A 16,359-nucleotide genomic window follows, 5' to 3' on the forward strand; every position below is an offset into this window, starting at 1 on the left:
TCGAGATTCCCCGATGCGCAAATTGCGCATCTTAGGTTCACGCTGCGCGTGCCACGGAATGACAGTTTCCAGAGTCTGGTTTTCATGACCTATCCCGGCGAACAATATTATCCCAAGGGCGTGCAGTGGAGCGACGAGATCACGCGCGGCACGCTGCCGGACCTGCTGTCGAGCGCCGCCGCCGAGTTCGGCGCGCGCCCGGTGCTCGAATTCCGCGACCGGCCGATCAGCTACGCCGAGCTGGAGGCCCTGGTCGAGACCGCCGCCGCTTCCTTCATGCGGGCCGGCTACGGCAAGGGAACGTCGGTCGCGCTGTTCCTCGGCAATTCGCCCGACCATCCGATCAATTTCTTCGGTGCGCTGAAGGCCGGCGCCCGCGTCGTGCATCTGTCGCCGCTCGACGGCGAGATCGCGCTGTCGCACAAGCTGTCCGATTCAGGCGCGCGGGTGCTGGTCACCAGCAATTTGTCGGCGCTGTTGCCGACCGCGCTGAAATTCCTCGCCAAGGGTCTGCTCGATCGTCTGATCGTCTGCGAGGACGACAATTGGGGCAAGGTCGGCACGCCGCAAACGGCGCTGCCCGACAATCCCGCGATCATCACCCATCGCCAGTTCATCGACGGCGCGACCAGGCCGTCGCAATGGCCGGCGGTCGACGTCGAGGACGTCGCGCTGCTGCAATATACCGGCGGCACTACGGGCCTGCCCAAGGGCGCCATGCTCAGCCATGGCAATCTCACCGCGGCGGTGTCGATCTACGACGTCTGGGGCAAGCCCGGGCGGCTCGAACGCAATGCGATCGAGCGCGTGATCTGCGTGCTGCCGCTGTTTCACATCTACGCGCTGACCGTCGTCCTGCTGTCGGCGATCCGGCGCGGCCATCTGATCTCGCTGCACCAGCGCTTCGACGTCGAGGCCGTGATGCGCGACATCGAGGTCAAGCGCGCAACGGTGTTTCCCGGCGTGCCGACGATGTGGATCGCGATCGCCTCGCTGCCCGATCTCGACAAGCGCGATCTCTCTTCGCTGGTGGTCGCCGGCTCCGGCGGCGCGCCGCTGCCGGTGGAGGTCGCGAAGATCTTCGAGCGCCGCGTCGGCATGAAGCTGAAGAGCGGCTGGGGCATGACCGAGACCTGCTCGCCCGGCACCGGCCATCCCAAGGAGGGACCGGAGAAACCAGGCTCGATCGGGCTGATGCTGCCCGGCATCGAGATGGACGTCGTGTCGCTGGAGGATTCCACCAGGGTGATGCCGGTCGGCGAGGTCGGCGAGATCCGCATCCGCGGCCCGAACGTCACCAAGGGCTACTGGAACAGGCCGGCGGAGACCGCGGAGGCTTTCGTCGGCGACCGCTTCCTCACCGGCGACATCGGCTACATGGACGCCGACGGCTATTTCTATCTGGTCGACCGCAAGAAGGACATGATCATCTCCGGCGGCTTCAACGTCTATCCGCAGATGATCGAGCAGGCGATCTACACCCATCCTGCCGTGCAGGAGGTGATCGTGATCGGCATTCCCGACGATTACCGCGGTGAGGCGGCAAAGGCCTTCATCAAGCTGCGCGACGGCGAGAAGACCTTCTCGATCGACGAGCTGCGTGCATTCCTCACCGGCAAGGTCGGTAAGCACGAACTGCCGGCGGCCGTCGAGTTCGTCGACGAATTGCCGCGCACCCCGGTCGGCAAGCTGTCGCGTCACGAATTGCGCCAGCAGCAGCCCAAGACTGCTCAAACCGAGACATCTCAATCCACGCAACAACAGACTGCATCAGGATCTCGCTCATGACCGACGCCGTTATCGTCTCCACCGCCCGCACGCCGATCGGCAAGGCCTATCGCGGCGCGCTCAACGTCACCGAGGGCGCGACCTTGCTCGGGCACGCGATCGGCGAAGCGGTGGCGCGCGCCAAGGTCGATCCGAAGGAGATCGAGGACGTGGTGATGGGCGCGGCGATGCAGCAGGGCGCGACCGGCGGCAACATCGCGCGCAAGGCGCTGCTCCGCGCCGGCTTGCCGGTGACGGTTGCCGGCACCACGATCGACCGCCAGTGCGCCTCCGGCCTGCAGGCGATTGCGCTTGCCGCGCGCTCGGTGATCTTCGACGGCGTCGAGATCGCGGTCGGCGGCGGCGGTGAATCGATCTCGCTGGTGCAGAACGACAAGATGAATTCCTTCCATGCCCAGGATCCGGCGCTGCTCAAGATCAAGGGCGAGGTCTACATGCCCATGATCGACACCGCCGAGATCGTCGCCAAGCGCTACAACATCTCGCGCGAGAAGCAGGACGAGTATGGGCTGGAAAGCCAGCGCCGCACCGCGGCCGCGCAGCAGGGCGGCAAGTTCAAGGAAGAGCTCGCGCCGATCACCACCATGATGGCGGTCACCGACAAGGCGACCGGTGCCGTCACGATGAAAGAGGTGACGCTGTCGCAGGACGAAGGTCCGCGGCCGGAGACCACGGCCGAAGGGCTTGCCAGCCTCAAGCCGGTGCGCGGCGACGGTTTCACCATCACCGCCGGCAATGCCAGCCAGCTCTCGGACGGCGCCAGCGCCTCCGTGATCATGAGCGACAAGGAGGCCGCCAGGCGCGGGCTGAAGCCGCTCGGCCTCTTCCGCGGCTTCGTCTCCGCCGGCTGCGAGCCGGACGAGATGGGCATCGGCCCGGTGTTCGCGGTGCCGCGGCTGCTCAAGCGTCATGGCCTCAAGGTCGACGATATCGATCTCTGGGAGCTCAACGAGGCCTTCGCGGTGCAGGTGCTCTACTGCCGCGACAAGCTCGGCATCGATCCGGAGAAGATCAACGTCAATGGCGGCGCGATTTCGGTCGGCCATCCCTACGGCATGTCGGGTGCGCGGCTCACTGGCCACGCGCTGATCGAGGGCCGCCGCCGCAAGGCCAAGTACGCAGTTGTCACCATGTGCGTCGGTGGCGGCATGGGCGCGGCCGGCCTGTTCGAGGTGTTGCAGTAGGATTGTCGTCCCGGCGAAGGCCGGGACCCATACGCCGCGGCTTCTCTTTGGGCACATGCGGCAGCCGGCGTTGTCAAACACGAAAGCCGGTGGTTATGGGTCCCGGCCTTCGCCGGGACGACCAGGAAAGAAGCAGTTGAATTTCAAAAGGAGGATCCGATGGATCTCGCTTTCACCAAGGAAGAGATAGCGTTTCGCGAGGAGGTGCGGGAGTTCTTCAAGAACAACGTGCCGCCGGAGACCCGGCGCAAGCTGCAGGAAGGCCGCCATCTGTCGAAGGACGAGATGGTCACCTGGTGGCGCATCCTCAACAAGAAGGGCTGGGGCGTCACCCACTGGCCGAAGGAATATGGCGGCACCGGCTGGAGCACCGTGCAGCACTACATCTTCAACGAGGAGCTGCAGTCCTATCCGGCGCCGCAGCCGCTCGCCTTCGGCGTCAGCATGGTCGGCCCGGTGATCTACACCTTCGGCAACGAGAAGCAGAAGAAGGAATATCTGCCGCGCATCGCCAATGTCGACGACTGGTGGTGCCAGGGCTTCTCGGAGCCGGGCTCGGGTTCGGACCTCGCGTCGCTGAAGACCAAGGCCGAGCGCCGTGGCGACAAGTGGATCATCAACGGCCAGAAGACCTGGACCACGCTCGCCCAGCACGCCGACATGATCTTCTGCCTCTGCCGCACCGATCCGGCCGCGAAGAAGCAGATGGGCATCTCCTTCATCGTGTTCTCGATGAAGTCGAAGGGCGTCACCGTGCGCCCGATCCAGACCATCGACGGCGGCCACGAGGTCAACGAGGTGTTCTTCGACGACGTCGAGGTGCCCTACGAGAACCTGATCGGCGAGGAAAACAAGGGCTGGGATTACGCCAAATTCCTGCTCGGCAATGAGCGCACCGGCATCGCCCGGGTCGGCGTGTCGAAGGAGCGGCTGCGCCGCATCCGCGCGCTGGCCTCCAAGGTCGAGTCCGGCGGCCGTCCGGTGATCGAGGATCCGGCGTTCCGCGAGAAGCTCACGGCCTGCGAGATCGAGCTGAAGGCGCTCGAGCTCACCCAGCTCCGCGTCGTCGCCGACGAGGGCAAGCACGGCAAGGGCAAGCCCAATCCGGCGTCCTCGGTGCTCAAGATCAAGGGCTCGGAGATCCAGCAGACCACCACCGAGCTGTTGATGGAGATCATCGGTCCGTTCGCCGCACCCTATGACGAGCACGGCGATGCCGGCTCGAACGAGAGCATGGATTGGACCGCGCAGATCGCGCCGAGCTACTTCAACAACCGCAAGGTTTCGATCTACGGCGGCTCCAACGAGATCCAGCGCAACATCATCAGCAAGGCGGTGCTGGGACTGTAGTTTCCTCTCCCTCTCCCCGCGCTTGCGGGGAGAGGGTTGGGGTGAGGGGCATCTCTCCGAGCAACGACTGCCGAGAGACCTGTACCCCCTCACCCGGATCGCTTCGCGATCCGACCTCTCCCCGCAAGCGGGGCGAGGTGAAGAGGCCCCGGCTTGAACAATGATCAGTTAGTTAAGGGAACGAACATGGATTTTGATCTGTCCGAGGAGCAGCGGCTTCTCAAGGAAAGCGTCGACGGGTTGCTGGCGGATGCCTACGACTTCGATGCGCGCAAGAAGTACATGAAGGAGAAGGGCGGCTGGAGCAAAGCGCTCTGGGGCAAGCTCGCCGAGCAGGGCCTGCTTGGTCTGCCCTTCGCGGAGACCGACGGAGGCTTCGGCGCCGGCGCGGTCGAGACCATGATCGTGATGGAAGCGCTCGGCAAGGCGCTAGTGGTCGAGCCTTATCTGGCCACCGTCGTGGTCGCCGGCGGTTTCCTGCGCCATGGCGGCTCGGCCGAGCAGAAGGCCAAGCACATTCCCGGCATCATCGACGGCAGCAAGACCTTCGGCTTTGCCCAGCTCGAGAAGAACTCGCGCTATGACCTCTTCGACGTCGTCACCAGCGCGAAGAAGAAGGGCGACGGCTGGGTGATCGACGGCGAGAAGTTCGTGGTGCTCAACGGCGAGAACGCCGACACGCTTGTTGTGACCGCGCGCACCAAGGGCGGCCAGCGCGACAAGAGCGGCATCGGCGTGTTCCTGGTCCCAGCGGATGCCAAGGGCGTCACCAGGAAGGGCTATCCGACCCAGGACGGCCTGCACGCGGCCGACATCACCTTCACCAATGTCGAGGTCGGCGCTGACGCTGCGATCGGCGATCCCGAGAACGGCCTGCTGCTGATCGAGCGCGTCGCCGACGAAGCCCGCATTGCGCTGTGCGCGGAAGCCGTCGGCGCGATGGACGAGTCGCTGAAGGAGACGGTCGAGTACATCAAGACCCGCAAGCAGTTCGGCGTTGCGATCGGCTCGTTCCAGAGCCTGCAGCACCGTGCCGCCGACATGTTCGTGGCGCTGGAGCAGGCCCGCAGCATGTCGATGTTCGCCACCATGGCGTCGGACTTCGACGATGCCAAGGAGCGTGCGTCGGCGGTCGCCGCCGCCAAGGTGCAGGTCGGCAAGTCCCTGAAGTTCGTCGGCCAGCAGTCGATCCAGCTTCATGGCGGCATCGGCATGACCATGGAAGCCAAGATCGGTCACTACTTCAAGCGGCTGACCATGATCGAGAACACGCTCGGCGACACCGACTATCACCTCCGTCGCGTCAGCGAGGGCGGCGGGTTGTTGGCCTGAGCCATCTCCGTCATTCCGGGGCTCGCGAAGCGAGAACCCGGAATCTGGCGCCGTAACCTCTGGATTCCGGGTTCGCGACTGCGTCGCGCCCCGGAATGACGTGCAAATAACAGGGAAACAACAATGAAAAACACCCCGTTCGATCTCACCGGCCAGGTCGCGGTCATCACCGGCTCGAGCCGCGGCATCGGCCGCTCCTCGGCGGAGCTTTTGGCAAAACTCGGCGCCAAGGTCGTGATCTCCTCGCGCAAGGCGGATGCCTGCCAGGAAGTCGCCGACGGCATCAAGAACGCGGGCGGCGATGCGCTCGTCATCCCCTGCAACATCGCGCGCCGCAGCGAGGTCGAGGCGCTGGTCTCGGGGACGATCAAGCATTACGGCAAGATCGACATCCTGGTCTGCAACGCCGCGGTCAATCCCTATTACGGCCCGCTGCTCGACATCACCGACGAGGCCTTCGACAAGATCATGGGCTCCAACGTCAAGAGCAACATCTGGCTGTCCGCACTGGCGATCCCGCAGATGGCCGAACGCGGCAAGGGCTCGGTCGTGATCATCTCCTCGATCGGCGGACTTCGGGGTTCTACGGTGATCGGCGCCTACGGCATCTCCAAGGCGGCCGACTTCGCACTGTGCCGCAGCCTCGCCGGCGAGTGGGGCCCGAAGGGCGTGCGCGTCAATTGCGTGGCGCCGGGCCTGGTGAAGACCGATTTCGCCCGCGCGCTGTGGGAGGACCCGGACAATCTGAAGCGCCGCACCGCATCGACGCCGCTCCGCCGCATCGGCGAGCCCGACGAGATCGCAGGCGCTGTGGCCTATCTCGCTTCCGACGCGTCGACCTTCATGACCGGCCAGACCATCGTGGTCGACGGCGGCGTCACGACGGCTGCGACTTAATCTTCAAGAGAAGCCGTCATGGCCGGGCAAGCCCGGCCATGACGCGTTGCTTCAAACCTGCTCGAGCGCGCGCTCAAAATCCTCGATCAGGTCGTCGGGATGCTCGAGCCCGGCCGAGAAGCGAATGAAACCTTCGCTGATACCAAGTTCGGCGCGGGCCTCCGGCGCCAGGCGCTGATGCGTCGTGGTCGCGGGATGCGTGACGAGGCTCTTGGCGTCGCCGAGATTGTTGGAGATGCGCGAGATCTTCAGCGCGTTGAGGCAGCGGAAGGCGCCGGCCTTGCCGTCCTTCACCTCGAAGCCGACCAGTGTCGAGCCGGCGCCCATCTGCTTCTTCACCGTCTCGGCCTGCGGATGGTCGGGGCGGCCCGGATAGACCAGCCGCGTGATCTTCGGATGCTTGGCCAGCGCCTCGGCGATCTTCGCCGCGTTCTCGGTCTGGGCGCGGACGCGCACGCCGAGCGTCTCCAGCCCCTTCAGCAGCACCCAGGCGTTGAACGGCGACAGCGACGGCCCGGTCTGGCGCATGAAATTGTGGATGTGCTCGGCGATGAAGGCCTCCGACGACAGGATGACGCCGCCGAGGCAGCGGCCCTGGCCGTCGATATGCTTGGTTGCGGAATAGACCACGACGTCGGCGCCGAGCGACAGCGGGCTCTGCCAGATCGGCGTCGCGAACACGTTGTCGACGATCAGCCGGGCGCCGCCGCTATGCGCGATCTCTGCGATCGCGCCGATGTCGAGCACGTCGAGCGTCGGATTGGTCGGGCTCTCCAGGAAGAAGGTCTTGGTGTTCGGCCGCAATGCGCGCTGCCACTGGTCGAGATCGAGGCCGTCGACCAGCGTCGTCTCGATGCCGTAGCGCGGCAACAGGTCCTGCACCACGTAGAGGCAGGAGCCGAACAGGGCCTTCGAGGCCACCACATGATCGCCGGCCTTCAGCGGGGCGAGGATCGCGGTGGTCACCGCGGCCATGCCGGTCGCGGTCGAGCGCGCGGCTTCCGCGCCCTCGAGCTCGATCATGCGGCGCTCGAACATCGCAATGGTCGGGTTGGAATAGCGCGAATAGATGAAGCCGGGGTCCTGGCCCTTGAAGCGCGCCTCGCATTGCTCGGCGGTGTCGTAGACGTAGCCCTGGGTGAGAAACAGCCCTTCCGACGTCTCCCCGAATTGCGAGCGCAGCGTACCGCCATGGACGAGACGGGTTTCGGGACGAAAGCGGGCCGTGGTTTCAGATTCAGACATGTGACCTCCGAGGTGGCCATTTCCCCTGGAGAATGGCCACAAAAAAACCGGCCTGGAGCAACCTCCACAAGCCGGGATCACACTGTCCCCGGCCTGTTTAGCGACTTATTTAACGTGGCTGCAAGCCGGCCGGCTCAAATCACCACGGGATAAGTGCAGCTGATATTCCCTCGCGCCCTTTCCGTCAAGACGGTCATCGGATAACCCGTAAAAGCCCATATTTTGGGGCTTGATGGCCGCCTGGAGTATGATTTTTGGGTCATCTCGAGGGATCGCCGAGGGACCGCATCGTGTCGTTCACGCTGGAAGATGAATCCAACGGAATCCTGCCCGACCGCATGATCGCGGAGATGGCGGAGGCCGGCCTCATTCTGCCCGCCTATGACTTCGTCGAGAGCCAGATCCAGCCGGCCAGCCTCGATCTCCGCCTCGGCGACATTGCCTACCGCGTCCGCGCCAGCTTCCTGCCGGGGCCCGATGCCACCGTCGCCGAGCGGATCGACGAGCTGAAGCTGCACGAGATCGATCTGTCCGACGGCGCGGTGCTGGAGACCAACTGCGTCTACATCGTGCCGCTGCTGGAGAGCCTGGCGCTGCCGCCGGAGATCGTGGCCGCGGCCAACCCGAAGAGCTCGACCGGACGGCTCGACGTCTTCACCCGCGTGATCGCCGACGGCACCCGCCGCTTCGACATGATCGGCGCCGGCTATCACGGCCCGCTCTACGCCGAGATCAGCCCGAAGACGTTTCCCGTGCTGCTGCGCGAGGGTTCGCGGCTCAGCCAGGTCCGCTTCCGGATCGGCGAGGCGACGCTGACCGCCGACGAGCTCGATGCGCTGCATGCCGCCGAGCGGCTGGTCGACGCCGCCAATGCCGATCTCACCCATGGCGTCGCGCTCTCGGTCGATCTCTCCGGCGAGAGCTCGGGCGGCTTCGTCGGCTATCGCGCCAAGCGCCATACCGGCGTGGTCGATGTCGATCGCCGCGGCGGCTATGCTGTCGACGACTTCTGGGAGCCGATCAAGGCCCGGCCCGACGGCAGTCTCATCCTCGATCCCGGCGAGTTCTACATCCTGGCGTCGAAAGAGGCGGTGCAGGTGCCGCCGGACTACGCCGCGGAGATGGTGCCGTTCGATCCGCTGGTCGGCGAATTCCGCGTCCATTATGCCGGCTTCTTCGATCCCGGCTTCGGCTATGCCGGCGCCGGCGGCAAGGGCGCGCGCGCCGTGCTGGAGGTGCGCTCGCGCGAGGTGCCGTTCATCCTCGAGCATGGCCAGATCGTTGGCCGCCTCGTCTATGAGCGGATGCTCGAGCGCCCCGACGCGCTGTACGGCCAGCGCATCGGCTCGAACTATCAGGCGCAGGGCCTGAAGCTCTCCAAGCATTTTCGCGTGTAATTCCGTTTCGCGCGCGTGTAATTCCGTAGCCCGGATGAAGCGCTAGCGAAATCCGGGGCGCTGCATACGCGCATTGAGCTGCCCCGGATTGCGCTTCGCTGCATCCGGGCTACGATTGCGCGCGCGAGGCTTTATCTCGCCAACAAGAACAGCGGGAGCAGACATGACCGGAGAGCAGGACGCGCGCGAAACGCAATGGCGGAAGTGGCGCAGCGTCGCCGATCTCTATCACGCCTTCTTCACCGGGCTGATCCTCACCGTCGTCACGCGGCGCGGCACGGCTGATGCCGCCGAGTTCGTCTTCCGCGTGTTTCGTCGCCAGCAGCAGGAGCGCTTCCTGCCCGGCTTGAAGAAGCTCGGCCTCGACAGCCTGCCGCCGGCGGTCGCGGCCGCGCAGTATCATTATCTTTCCAACTGGATCGGCGGCGTGCATGTCGAATACATGTACGAGACCGACCGCAAGGCCTGGATCCGCTATCCGCCGCCGCGCTGGATCTGGAAGGGCACGGCGATCTGCGGCGTGCCCGGTGAGGTCTCGCGCGCGATGCTGCGCGGCTGGCACGCCAACAACGGTGTCGCGCTCGGGGACTTGCGGCTCGGCTTCGTCTGCACCAAGCAGAGTGTCGACGGCCAGGACGGCCTCGAAGGCTATTACTGCGAGTACGATCATCCGCTCGAGCTCGACCAGCGCCTGGTGTTCGCGCGCCATCTCGAGGCGCCGCCATTCGATCCGAACACCGCGCCGGCGCTGCCGGTCGACAGCTGGCCGAAGCCGCGGCTGGAAAAGGCCTATCGCAACTACGCGATGGAATATGTGAAGACGGCCGCGCCGGTCATCGTGCAGGTGTTCGGCCCGGAGGATGCGAGCTATCTGCTGCATCTCACCGGCAGACTGATCGGCATGCAGTATTACGACGAGGTCGCGCAGGCGCTCGGCGGCCGCCGTGGCCGTGCCACGGAATTTGCCGCATTCCTGCGCACTCTCTTCGAGTCGCAGGACGATATTGCTGACATCACCGAATCCGAGGGCCAGTTCGAAATCCGCCAGCAGGGCTGGAAGCTGATGGCCGACGTGGCCGACTATCATCCGGCCTGCGCCAGCGTATTGACCGGCCTGTTCGAAGGGCTGGCCGCCGGCTGCGGGCGGCATATTCCGGTGCATCTGAAGCCGAACAGCGCCGCCGGCGCGCCGTTCGTCTGGTCGATCGGCTAGCCCCAAGGTTCATCCGGGTTCACCTGCAATCGCGCAGGCCCCCCTTGCGCCCCGCGCACGTGGATTCCGCCGCCGCCATGGTAGGGAAACACCATGGCGCGGCTCCCCAGATCGCGCGTGGGAGTAGAAATGTCCGATCTCGGCCTCGCCGAAATTCCTGTCGACGAACAAGAGCGGCCGCTGCCGCCGCCGGTGACCAAGCCGGCGCGCAATGCGCTGCTCGACGGGCCGATCCTGCGCACGCTGCTATGGCTGGCGTGGCCGAACGTGATCGCGCTCTCCGCCGGCACCTGCGTCGTGATCGCGGAGACTTCGTATATCGGCCGGCTCGGCGTCGAGTCGCTCGCGGCGATGGCGCTGGTGTTTCCCTGCGTGATCCTGACCATGACGATGTCCGGCGGCGCGATGGGCGGCGGCGTCGCATCCGCGATCGCGCGTGCGCTCGGTGCCGGCGAGATCGAGCGCGCCTCGACGCTGGCGATGCATGCGCTGCTGATCGGCCTGACCTTTGGTTTGACGTTCATGCTGGGCATGCTGATCTTCGGCCCGCGCCTGCTCGAACTGCTCGGCGGCCGGGGCAATGTGCTGGCGCAGGCGATCGCCTATTCGCAGGTGTTCTTCGGCGGCGCGATCCTGCCCTGGCTGATGAACACCATGGCCGGCATCCTGCGCGGCACCGGCAACATGAAGCTGCCGTCGACCATGATCCTGTCCTCGGCGGTGTGGCAGATCATTCTCGGCGGCACGCTCGGGCTCGGTCTCGGTCCGGTGCCGCAATTCGGCATGCGCGGCGTCGCCGCGGGGTCGCTGATCGCCTATTCGATCAGCATCAGCGTGATGGGCTGGTATCTGTTCTCGGGCCGTGCCCGCGTGAAGCCGAAACTCAAGGGGCTGCGCGTGCAATGGGCGATGTTCATCGACATCCTCAAGGTCGGCGCGGTGTCCTGCTTCTCGCCGTTGCAGTCGGTTCTGACGATCTCGATCTTCACCCACATGCTGGCGCAGTTCGGCACCGCGGTGCTCGCCGGCTACGGCATCGGCGCGCGGCTCGAATTCATGCTGACCTCCGTCGCCTTCGCGGTCGGCATCGCCTCGGTGCCGATGATCGGCATGGCGGTCGGCGCCGAGCGCGTCGCGCGCGCCCGGCGCATCGCCTGGACCGCGGGCACGGTGTCGTTCCTTGCGGTCGGCGTGGTCGGCAGCTTCATCGCCGTCTTCCCCGACCTCTGGGTCAATCTGTTCACCAATGATCCGCACGTGCGGGCGACCAGCCATCAATATCTCTCGACCGCCGCGCCGATGTACGCGTTCATCGGCCTTGCGATGTCGATGTATTTCTCCTCGCAGGGTGCCGCGAAGGTGCTGGGTCCGGTGCTGGCGCAGACAGCGCGGCTGATCTTCATCGGCACCGGCGGCTGGTGGCTGTCGACGCATGAGGCGAGCGCGCAGAACTTCTTCGCACTCGCCGCCGCCTCGATGGGCGTGCTCGGCGTGCTGTCCTGCCTCAGCGTGATCCTGACGCGCTGGGGCAAGTCGGCACCGGTCGCAGAAGTGCAGCCGGCGCTGTCGTAGATATTAAATCCGTCATCCTGAGGAGCCGCGAAGCGGCGTCTCGAAGGATCGACGGCCCAGGTGTTTCGGCGTGCGCTCGTAGAAACAGCGGGACTGTCGCCCTTCGAGACGGTCGCTTCGCGACCTCCTCAGGGTGACGGTCATAGTTCGAAATGCGCGGCCAGTCGCATGACCTAGCGGATCACGCCGCGCTCTTCTCCCTGGCCGATTTGGCCATCGCGGCTTGCATCGCCGCCGCGCCGAGATCCATCTGCGCGTCCATGTATGGCGCGACCTCGTGCGGCAGCACGTCGGCGATCCACACCACGCGGCAGCGCGTGTCGCCCTCGGCGAACACCTGCACCGAGGCGGAATGCTGCTTCAACCGCTCGCTGCTGATCGCATAGACCAGCCGCTTTCGCTGGTCGTCGCAATCGACCAGCGTCTCGCGCGCCACGGTGCCGTTGGAGAAGCTGACGGTGCGGACGTCGCCGTCCAGTTGCGTGTCAGTCACGAAGCCCGGCACTAGCCGCGTATGCAGTGCGCCGAAATCGCGCAACGCGTCCCAGACATGATCTGCCGGCGCGTCGATCGGGATATCCTTGTGAATGGAAGCCATTGTTCAATCCTCGTTGGTTTCAGATGTGTCGTCATTGCGAGGAGCGAAGCGACGAAGCAATCCACACCGCAGCAGGCGGAAAGATGGATTGCTTCGCTCCACTCGCAATGACGGCGGAGCTGTGGTGTGCTAGGTCGACACCGCCTCGACATTGTTGCCGTCGGGGTCGAGCAGGAACGCCGCGTAATAGGTCGGGCTGTAATCCTTGCGATGGCCCGCCGCGCCGTTGTCCTTGCCGCCGGCCTTCAGGCCTTCGGTATGGAATGTCTTGATCGCGTCATGGCTCGGGGCACGGAACGCAACGTGCGCGCCGCCTTGGGCCTTGCCCTTGTGCAAATGCAGCCAGAGCGCGGGCTCGCCCTTCGGGCCGAAACCGGCGCCGCTGTCGTCGCGCGAGCAGAGCACGAAGCCGAGTGGCGCCAGCACTGCGGTGTAGAAGCGCACGCTGGCGTCGAGGTCGGCAACGCGCAATCCGATATGGTCGTACATGAGGAATCTCCAGTCGCTAAGCGCATCGAAAGACGCGCGGACGGGAGCAGCCTAGCTATTGCAGCGCGAGACGTTCTTGGAAAATCTTGCGGTCGCCGCGCGAGGCCTGGCGGAACTTGAGCGGCGAGGCACCGGCGGCGCGGTGGAAGCTGCGCACGAAATTGGACAGATCGCCGAAACCGACGTCATAGGCGATGTCGGTGACCGGGCTGTCGTCATCCGCGAGCCGCCGCGCCGCATGGCGCAGCCGCGAGCGCACGAGATATTGATGCGGGGTGACGCCGAGCACGGCGGAAAACAGCCGCAGGAAATGGAAGGTGCTCAAGCCGGCCTGTTCGGCGGCCTCGTCGAGGTCGATCTGATGGTGTGAATTGGCGTCGATCCACAGCGCGGCCTCGACGGCGCGGCGGCGATCGCGCAAGCCTGCGGTGAGCGGCTTTGTCTTGCGGTCGGACACCAGCTCGACAAGGCGGCTGGTGAGGAGGTGGCCGATCTCGTCGAGACCGACGTCGCTGTTGCCAGCTGCCGCCGTTTGCGCGAGCTCGCCGATCACCATCAGTTCCGGCAGCGGCGGCACCGACCCGACCTGCCAGACCGCCGCGCGGTCGCCGATGGTCTCGACCAGCACCGGGTCGAGGAAGAACGACAGGCATTCGTCGCCGACCACGTGGTCGTGCGTGCAGGTGTATTCGTCGCCGGGATGGCCGACCAGGATCGAGCCTGCCACCAGCTCATGGAAGCGGCCGCGGCAATGGCAGCCGAAGCTGCCGCTGCGCACATAGGACACCGAGTGGGAGGCGAACTGCTCGGCGAACGGCTTGTCGCCGGGTTCCGCCGTGCAGCGGAACTCGTTCACCGTGATGCGATCGCGCTGCAGCAGCGTGGTTCGGACCATACCCCGGATTTAAGCTTGCGGCCGGAGTCGTGCAACGGGCAGCAGCACATCAAAAAGGGTCTTGCTGGTGGTCGGCTGGGCGCCCTCGATCGAGAGCAGCCGCCGTTTCGAGATGCTGCCGCCGTTCGGCGAGATCCGGTCGGCATAATTGCCTGCCTCGAGCACGCGGTGGCAGGGCACCATGACCATGAAGGGATTGCGGCCGAGCGCCTGTGCCACCGAATAGACCGCGCCGGACGCGCGCAAGGCGCTCGCCACCTCGTCATAGGTCCGGGTTTCGCCGCGGGGAATGGTCCGGACAAACTGGTAGACGCGCGCGTTGAAGGCCGGGATGCCGCTCATGTCGAGCGCAACGCCGGCAAGGTCCCAATGCCGCCGCGCAAGGTCGCGGCGATGCCCTCGATCGCGACAGCGACCTCCTCGGGAGGCCGCATCTCGCGCGCGTCAGGATAAAGCTTGAATAGCCGCTTGCGGGTCTCGATCTCGCGCAGCTCGGGAAGCTGCACGCCAGCCACGCCGAGCTCGCCCCACGCGATGCCGCATCGGCCGATCGCCGTGTCGAAAATGGTATACCCACGCCCCGCCATGACGCCACCAGCCCCCACGCGCGCGATCCTAACATTGTCGCCGGCGCGCGCATCCGGAATCTTGACGTTTAGCTAACCATGTCGCGGCCCCTTCTGTGTGACCTCGCCAATTTATCAGTCACGCATCTTAAAGGCTTTGCCCGCTATCTGGTCGTCAGCATGCTGCTCCACGGTACGATCGGCGGAACGATGACCAGCACCGGCGCGGATGGGGCGCGCGGCAGCACAGCCGTGGCCGGGACATCGACCGGGCGTCTTCATCCGCTGTTCGCATTGCTGTTGCCGGCATTGGTCCTGCGCCTTGCGGCCGCGCTCTGGCCCAACGTGATGTATCCGGACGAGATCTTTCAGTATCTCGAGCCGGCGTGGCGGATGCTCGGCCATGACGGCATTTTGACGTGGGAGTGGCGCGAAGGCATTCGCGGCTGGTTCCTGCCGACATTGCTGGCCGGGCCGGTCGCGGTGGGCGGCTTGATTGCGCCGGGGGGCGAGGGCGCTTTCCTGGTGCCGCGCCTGGTCGCCGCATCTGCGTCACTGTCGATCGTGGTCAGCGCCTGGTTCTTTGGTGCACGGATTTCGCGAACCCATGCCATCGTCGCGGCGTTCGCGGCGGCAGTCTGGTTCGAGTTGATCCTGCTCTCGCCGCACACATTGGGCGAGCCGTTGGCGACGGCGCTGGTCGTGCCGGCGGCGCTGCTGGTGACCGGCCGTCCGTCGCAGCGGCATCTGGCGATCGGCGGCGCGTTGCTCGCTTTTGCCTTTGTCTGCCGCTTTCAGTACGCGCCGGCCATCGCCGCGCTTGCGCTCGGCGCCTGCTGGATGCGTTGGCGAAACCTGATTCCCCTGATCGCGGGCGGTCTCGCCGCGCTGGTGCTCACCGCCGCGATCGACCTTGCGCATGGCGCCGTGCCGTTCGCCTGGCTGATCGGCAACATCAAGGAAAACCTGCTGCACGATCGCGCGACCGAGTTCGGCGTGACGCCCCCTTCGGCCTATCTCGCCAACTTCCTGATCGTGTGGTCGGCGGCGATCGTGTTGCCGCTCGCCGCGATCTGGCGCGGCGCGCGGCATGCGCCGCTGCTGCTGGCCGTGGCGCTGGTCAACCTCGTCTTCCACAGCTTGATCGCCCACAAGGAATACCGCTTCGTCTTCCTGTCGGTGGCACTGTTCATCATCGTCGCGGCGCTGGGATCGGCCGATTGGGTGCAATGGCTGCGCGCAAAGCCCGGGTGGCGCCGCTGGGCATTGCCGATCGTCACCGGCGGCTGGGCCTTGCTCTCGGTGACGCTCGCCGGCGCTAGCGAGGGGATGCGGGACTACTGGACGCGCGGTGTCGGCGCAGCGCGGCTCGCCGCCGAACTGCGCAGCGATCCGCAGCTGTGCGGCCTCGCACTTTACAATGTTCGTTTCCAGCTGTTGCCAGGGCGGGAACGATTGGTCGGCCCAGTACCGCTCTATGCGCTGGAGCCCGGCGATCCGCTCGCCGAGCTGATCCTGCCGCCGCTGTTGCAGGCGACCAAGCCGACCTTCAACCGCATCCTCGCGCGGCCCGCGGCCGCCGGTGATCTGCCGGCGGATTATTCAAGGCAAAGCTGTGCCCGCGTCGGCATCGCCGATGCCTGCATCTATGCACGAAGCGGCACCTGCGACGCATCCGCCGCCGCGGCTTTTGTCATCAATGACGTGCTCGTGAGGATGGGCCACTAGCGGGGGCGGTGCGGCGATCGGCTCCAATGCGCGCTTGATCCGCTGCCTCCGCCCGGGCTATGGTCCGGCCGGGTCGCACCCGTGAGGTGCGACCTCAAGCATTGA

13 protein-coding genes, 1 pseudogene and 1 riboswitch are annotated in these 16,359 nt (G+C 65.7%); of the genes and pseudogenes, 9 read left to right on the forward strand and 5 right to left on the reverse strand.

Annotated features, from left to right (window positions below; translation table 11 throughout):
• Positions 1-84: 84 nt before the first annotated feature.
• From pimA to ACVMIH_RS30905, 5 genes are all read left to right on the forward strand, one after another.
• On the forward strand, positions 85-1,788 hold the full coding sequence (gene pimA / locus ACVMIH_RS30885; protein WP_316398691.1) for a dicarboxylate--CoA ligase PimA: 1,704 nt from the start codon (positions 85-87) through the stop codon (positions 1,786-1,788).
• Positions 1,785-2,972 (forward strand): acetyl-CoA C-acyltransferase, encoded by a 1,188-nt coding sequence (locus ACVMIH_RS30890; protein WP_456864489.1) that lies wholly within the window; start codon positions 1,785-1,787, stop codon positions 2,970-2,972. The genes pimA and ACVMIH_RS30890 overlap by 4 nt, the downstream gene beginning before the upstream one ends.
• 159 nt (positions 2,973-3,131) lie before the next feature.
• Positions 3,132-4,322 carry a pimeloyl-CoA dehydrogenase large subunit gene (gene pimC, locus ACVMIH_RS30895; protein ID WP_018269091.1) on the forward strand — a complete coding sequence of 397 codons (1,191 nt, stop codon included), beginning with the start codon at positions 3,132-3,134 and terminating at the stop codon, positions 4,320-4,322.
• A 186-nt stretch (positions 4,323-4,508) separates the two neighbouring features.
• A complete protein-coding gene (gene pimD, locus ACVMIH_RS30900) occupies positions 4,509-5,654 on the forward strand; it encodes a pimeloyl-CoA dehydrogenase small subunit (protein ID WP_456864491.1) in 1,146 nt (381 codons plus the stop codon).
• 123 nt (positions 5,655-5,777) lie between these two features.
• Positions 5,778-6,551 (forward strand): glucose 1-dehydrogenase, encoded by a 774-nt coding sequence (locus ACVMIH_RS30905; RefSeq protein ID WP_438077088.1) that lies wholly within the window; start codon positions 5,778-5,780, stop codon positions 6,549-6,551.
• A gap of 51 nt (positions 6,552-6,602) precedes the next feature.
• Here ACVMIH_RS30905 and ACVMIH_RS30910 read toward each other — a convergent pair whose 3' ends face one another.
• A complete protein-coding gene (locus tag ACVMIH_RS30910; RefSeq protein WP_092085392.1) occupies positions 6,603-7,796 on the reverse strand; it encodes an O-succinylhomoserine sulfhydrylase in 1,194 nt (397 codons plus the stop codon).
• A gap of 76 nt (positions 7,797-7,872) precedes the next feature.
• A riboswitch (SAM riboswitch) is annotated at positions 7,873-7,952 on the reverse strand.
• Positions 7,953-8,086: 134 nt separating this feature from the next.
• Here ACVMIH_RS30910 and ACVMIH_RS30915 point away from each other — a divergent pair.
• The 3 genes from ACVMIH_RS30915 to ACVMIH_RS30925 all read left to right on the forward strand — a co-directional run bounded on the left by ACVMIH_RS30915 (position 8,087) and on the right by ACVMIH_RS30925 (position 11,978).
• Positions 8,087-9,193: a 2'-deoxycytidine 5'-triphosphate deaminase gene (locus ACVMIH_RS30915; protein ID WP_057016021.1), complete on the forward strand. Its 1,107-nt coding sequence runs from the start codon at positions 8,087-8,089 to the stop codon at positions 9,191-9,193.
• 163 nt (positions 9,194-9,356) lie between these two features.
• Positions 9,357-10,406: a hypothetical protein gene (locus tag ACVMIH_RS30920; RefSeq protein WP_316398688.1), complete on the forward strand. Its 1,050-nt coding sequence runs from the start codon at positions 9,357-9,359 to the stop codon at positions 10,404-10,406.
• Positions 10,407-10,535: 129 nt separating this feature from the next.
• On the forward strand, positions 10,536-11,978 hold the full coding sequence (locus tag ACVMIH_RS30925) for an MATE family efflux transporter (protein ID WP_057016023.1): 1,443 nt from the start codon (positions 10,536-10,538) through the stop codon (positions 11,976-11,978).
• A 181-nt stretch (positions 11,979-12,159) separates the two neighbouring features.
• Here ACVMIH_RS30925 and ACVMIH_RS30930 read toward each other — a convergent pair whose 3' ends face one another.
• The 4 genes and pseudogenes from ACVMIH_RS30930 to ACVMIH_RS30945 form a co-directional block, all read right to left on the reverse strand.
• Complete coding sequence (locus tag ACVMIH_RS30930; RefSeq protein WP_076832454.1) at positions 12,160-12,576, reverse strand: SRPBCC family protein; 417 nt, start codon at positions 12,574-12,576, stop codon at positions 12,160-12,162.
• A gap of 129 nt (positions 12,577-12,705) precedes the next feature.
• Entirely contained in the window at positions 12,706-13,065 is a 360-nt protein-coding gene (locus tag ACVMIH_RS30935; protein WP_016843721.1) for a VOC family protein, read from the reverse strand.
• 55 nt (positions 13,066-13,120) lie between these two features.
• Positions 13,121-13,960 carry a helix-turn-helix domain-containing protein gene (locus tag ACVMIH_RS30940; RefSeq protein WP_076832452.1) on the reverse strand — a complete coding sequence of 280 codons (840 nt, stop codon included), beginning with the start codon at positions 13,958-13,960 and terminating at the stop codon, positions 13,121-13,123.
• A gap of 9 nt (positions 13,961-13,969) precedes the next feature.
• Positions 13,970-14,547 (reverse strand): annotated as a pseudogene (locus ACVMIH_RS30945) (methylated-DNA--[protein]-cysteine S-methyltransferase).
• A gap of 78 nt (positions 14,548-14,625) precedes the next feature.
• On the opposite strand from ACVMIH_RS30945, the gene ACVMIH_RS30950 reads away from it, so the two are divergent.
• A complete protein-coding gene (locus ACVMIH_RS30950) occupies positions 14,626-16,254 on the forward strand; it encodes a 4-amino-4-deoxy-L-arabinose transferase (protein ID WP_456783325.1) in 1,629 nt (542 codons plus the stop codon).
• Positions 16,255-16,359: the final 105 nt, after the last annotated feature.

The organism is Bradyrhizobium sp. USDA 4503 (assembly GCF_054055815.1).

What these genes read in the sequence shown, in the direction of transcription:
- ACVMIH_RS30935 (WP_016843721.1), bottom strand. Translation starts at nt 13,065, where the DNA reads ATGTACGACCATATCGGATTGCGCGTTGCCGACCTCGACGCCAGCGTG.
- pimD (WP_456864491.1), top strand. Translation starts at nt 4,509, where the DNA reads ATGGATTTTGATCTGTCCGAGGAGCAGCGGCTTCTCAAGGAAAGCGTC.
- ACVMIH_RS30890 (WP_456864489.1), top strand. Translation starts at nt 1,785, where the DNA reads ATGACCGACGCCGTTATCGTCTCCACCGCCCGCACGCCGATCGGCAAG.
- ACVMIH_RS30930 (WP_076832454.1), bottom strand. Translation starts at nt 12,576, where the DNA reads ATGGCTTCCATTCACAAGGATATCCCGATCGACGCGCCGGCAGATCAT.
- ACVMIH_RS30905 (WP_438077088.1), top strand. Translation starts at nt 5,778, where the DNA reads ATGAAAAACACCCCGTTCGATCTCACCGGCCAGGTCGCGGTCATCACC.
- ACVMIH_RS30925 (WP_057016023.1), top strand. Translation starts at nt 10,536, where the DNA reads ATGTCCGATCTCGGCCTCGCCGAAATTCCTGTCGACGAACAAGAGCGG.
- ACVMIH_RS30910 (WP_092085392.1), bottom strand. Translation starts at nt 7,796, where the DNA reads ATGTCTGAATCTGAAACCACGGCCCGCTTTCGTCCCGAAACCCGTCTC.
- pimC (WP_018269091.1), top strand. Translation starts at nt 3,132, where the DNA reads ATGGATCTCGCTTTCACCAAGGAAGAGATAGCGTTTCGCGAGGAGGTG.
- ACVMIH_RS30940 (WP_076832452.1), bottom strand. Translation starts at nt 13,960, where the DNA reads ATGGTCCGAACCACGCTGCTGCAGCGCGATCGCATCACGGTGAACGAG.
- pimA (WP_316398691.1), top strand. Translation starts at nt 85, where the DNA reads ATGACCTATCCCGGCGAACAATATTATCCCAAGGGCGTGCAGTGGAGC.
- ACVMIH_RS30920 (WP_316398688.1), top strand. Translation starts at nt 9,357, where the DNA reads ATGACCGGAGAGCAGGACGCGCGCGAAACGCAATGGCGGAAGTGGCGC.
- ACVMIH_RS30950 (WP_456783325.1), top strand. Translation starts at nt 14,626, where the DNA reads ATGTCGCGGCCCCTTCTGTGTGACCTCGCCAATTTATCAGTCACGCAT.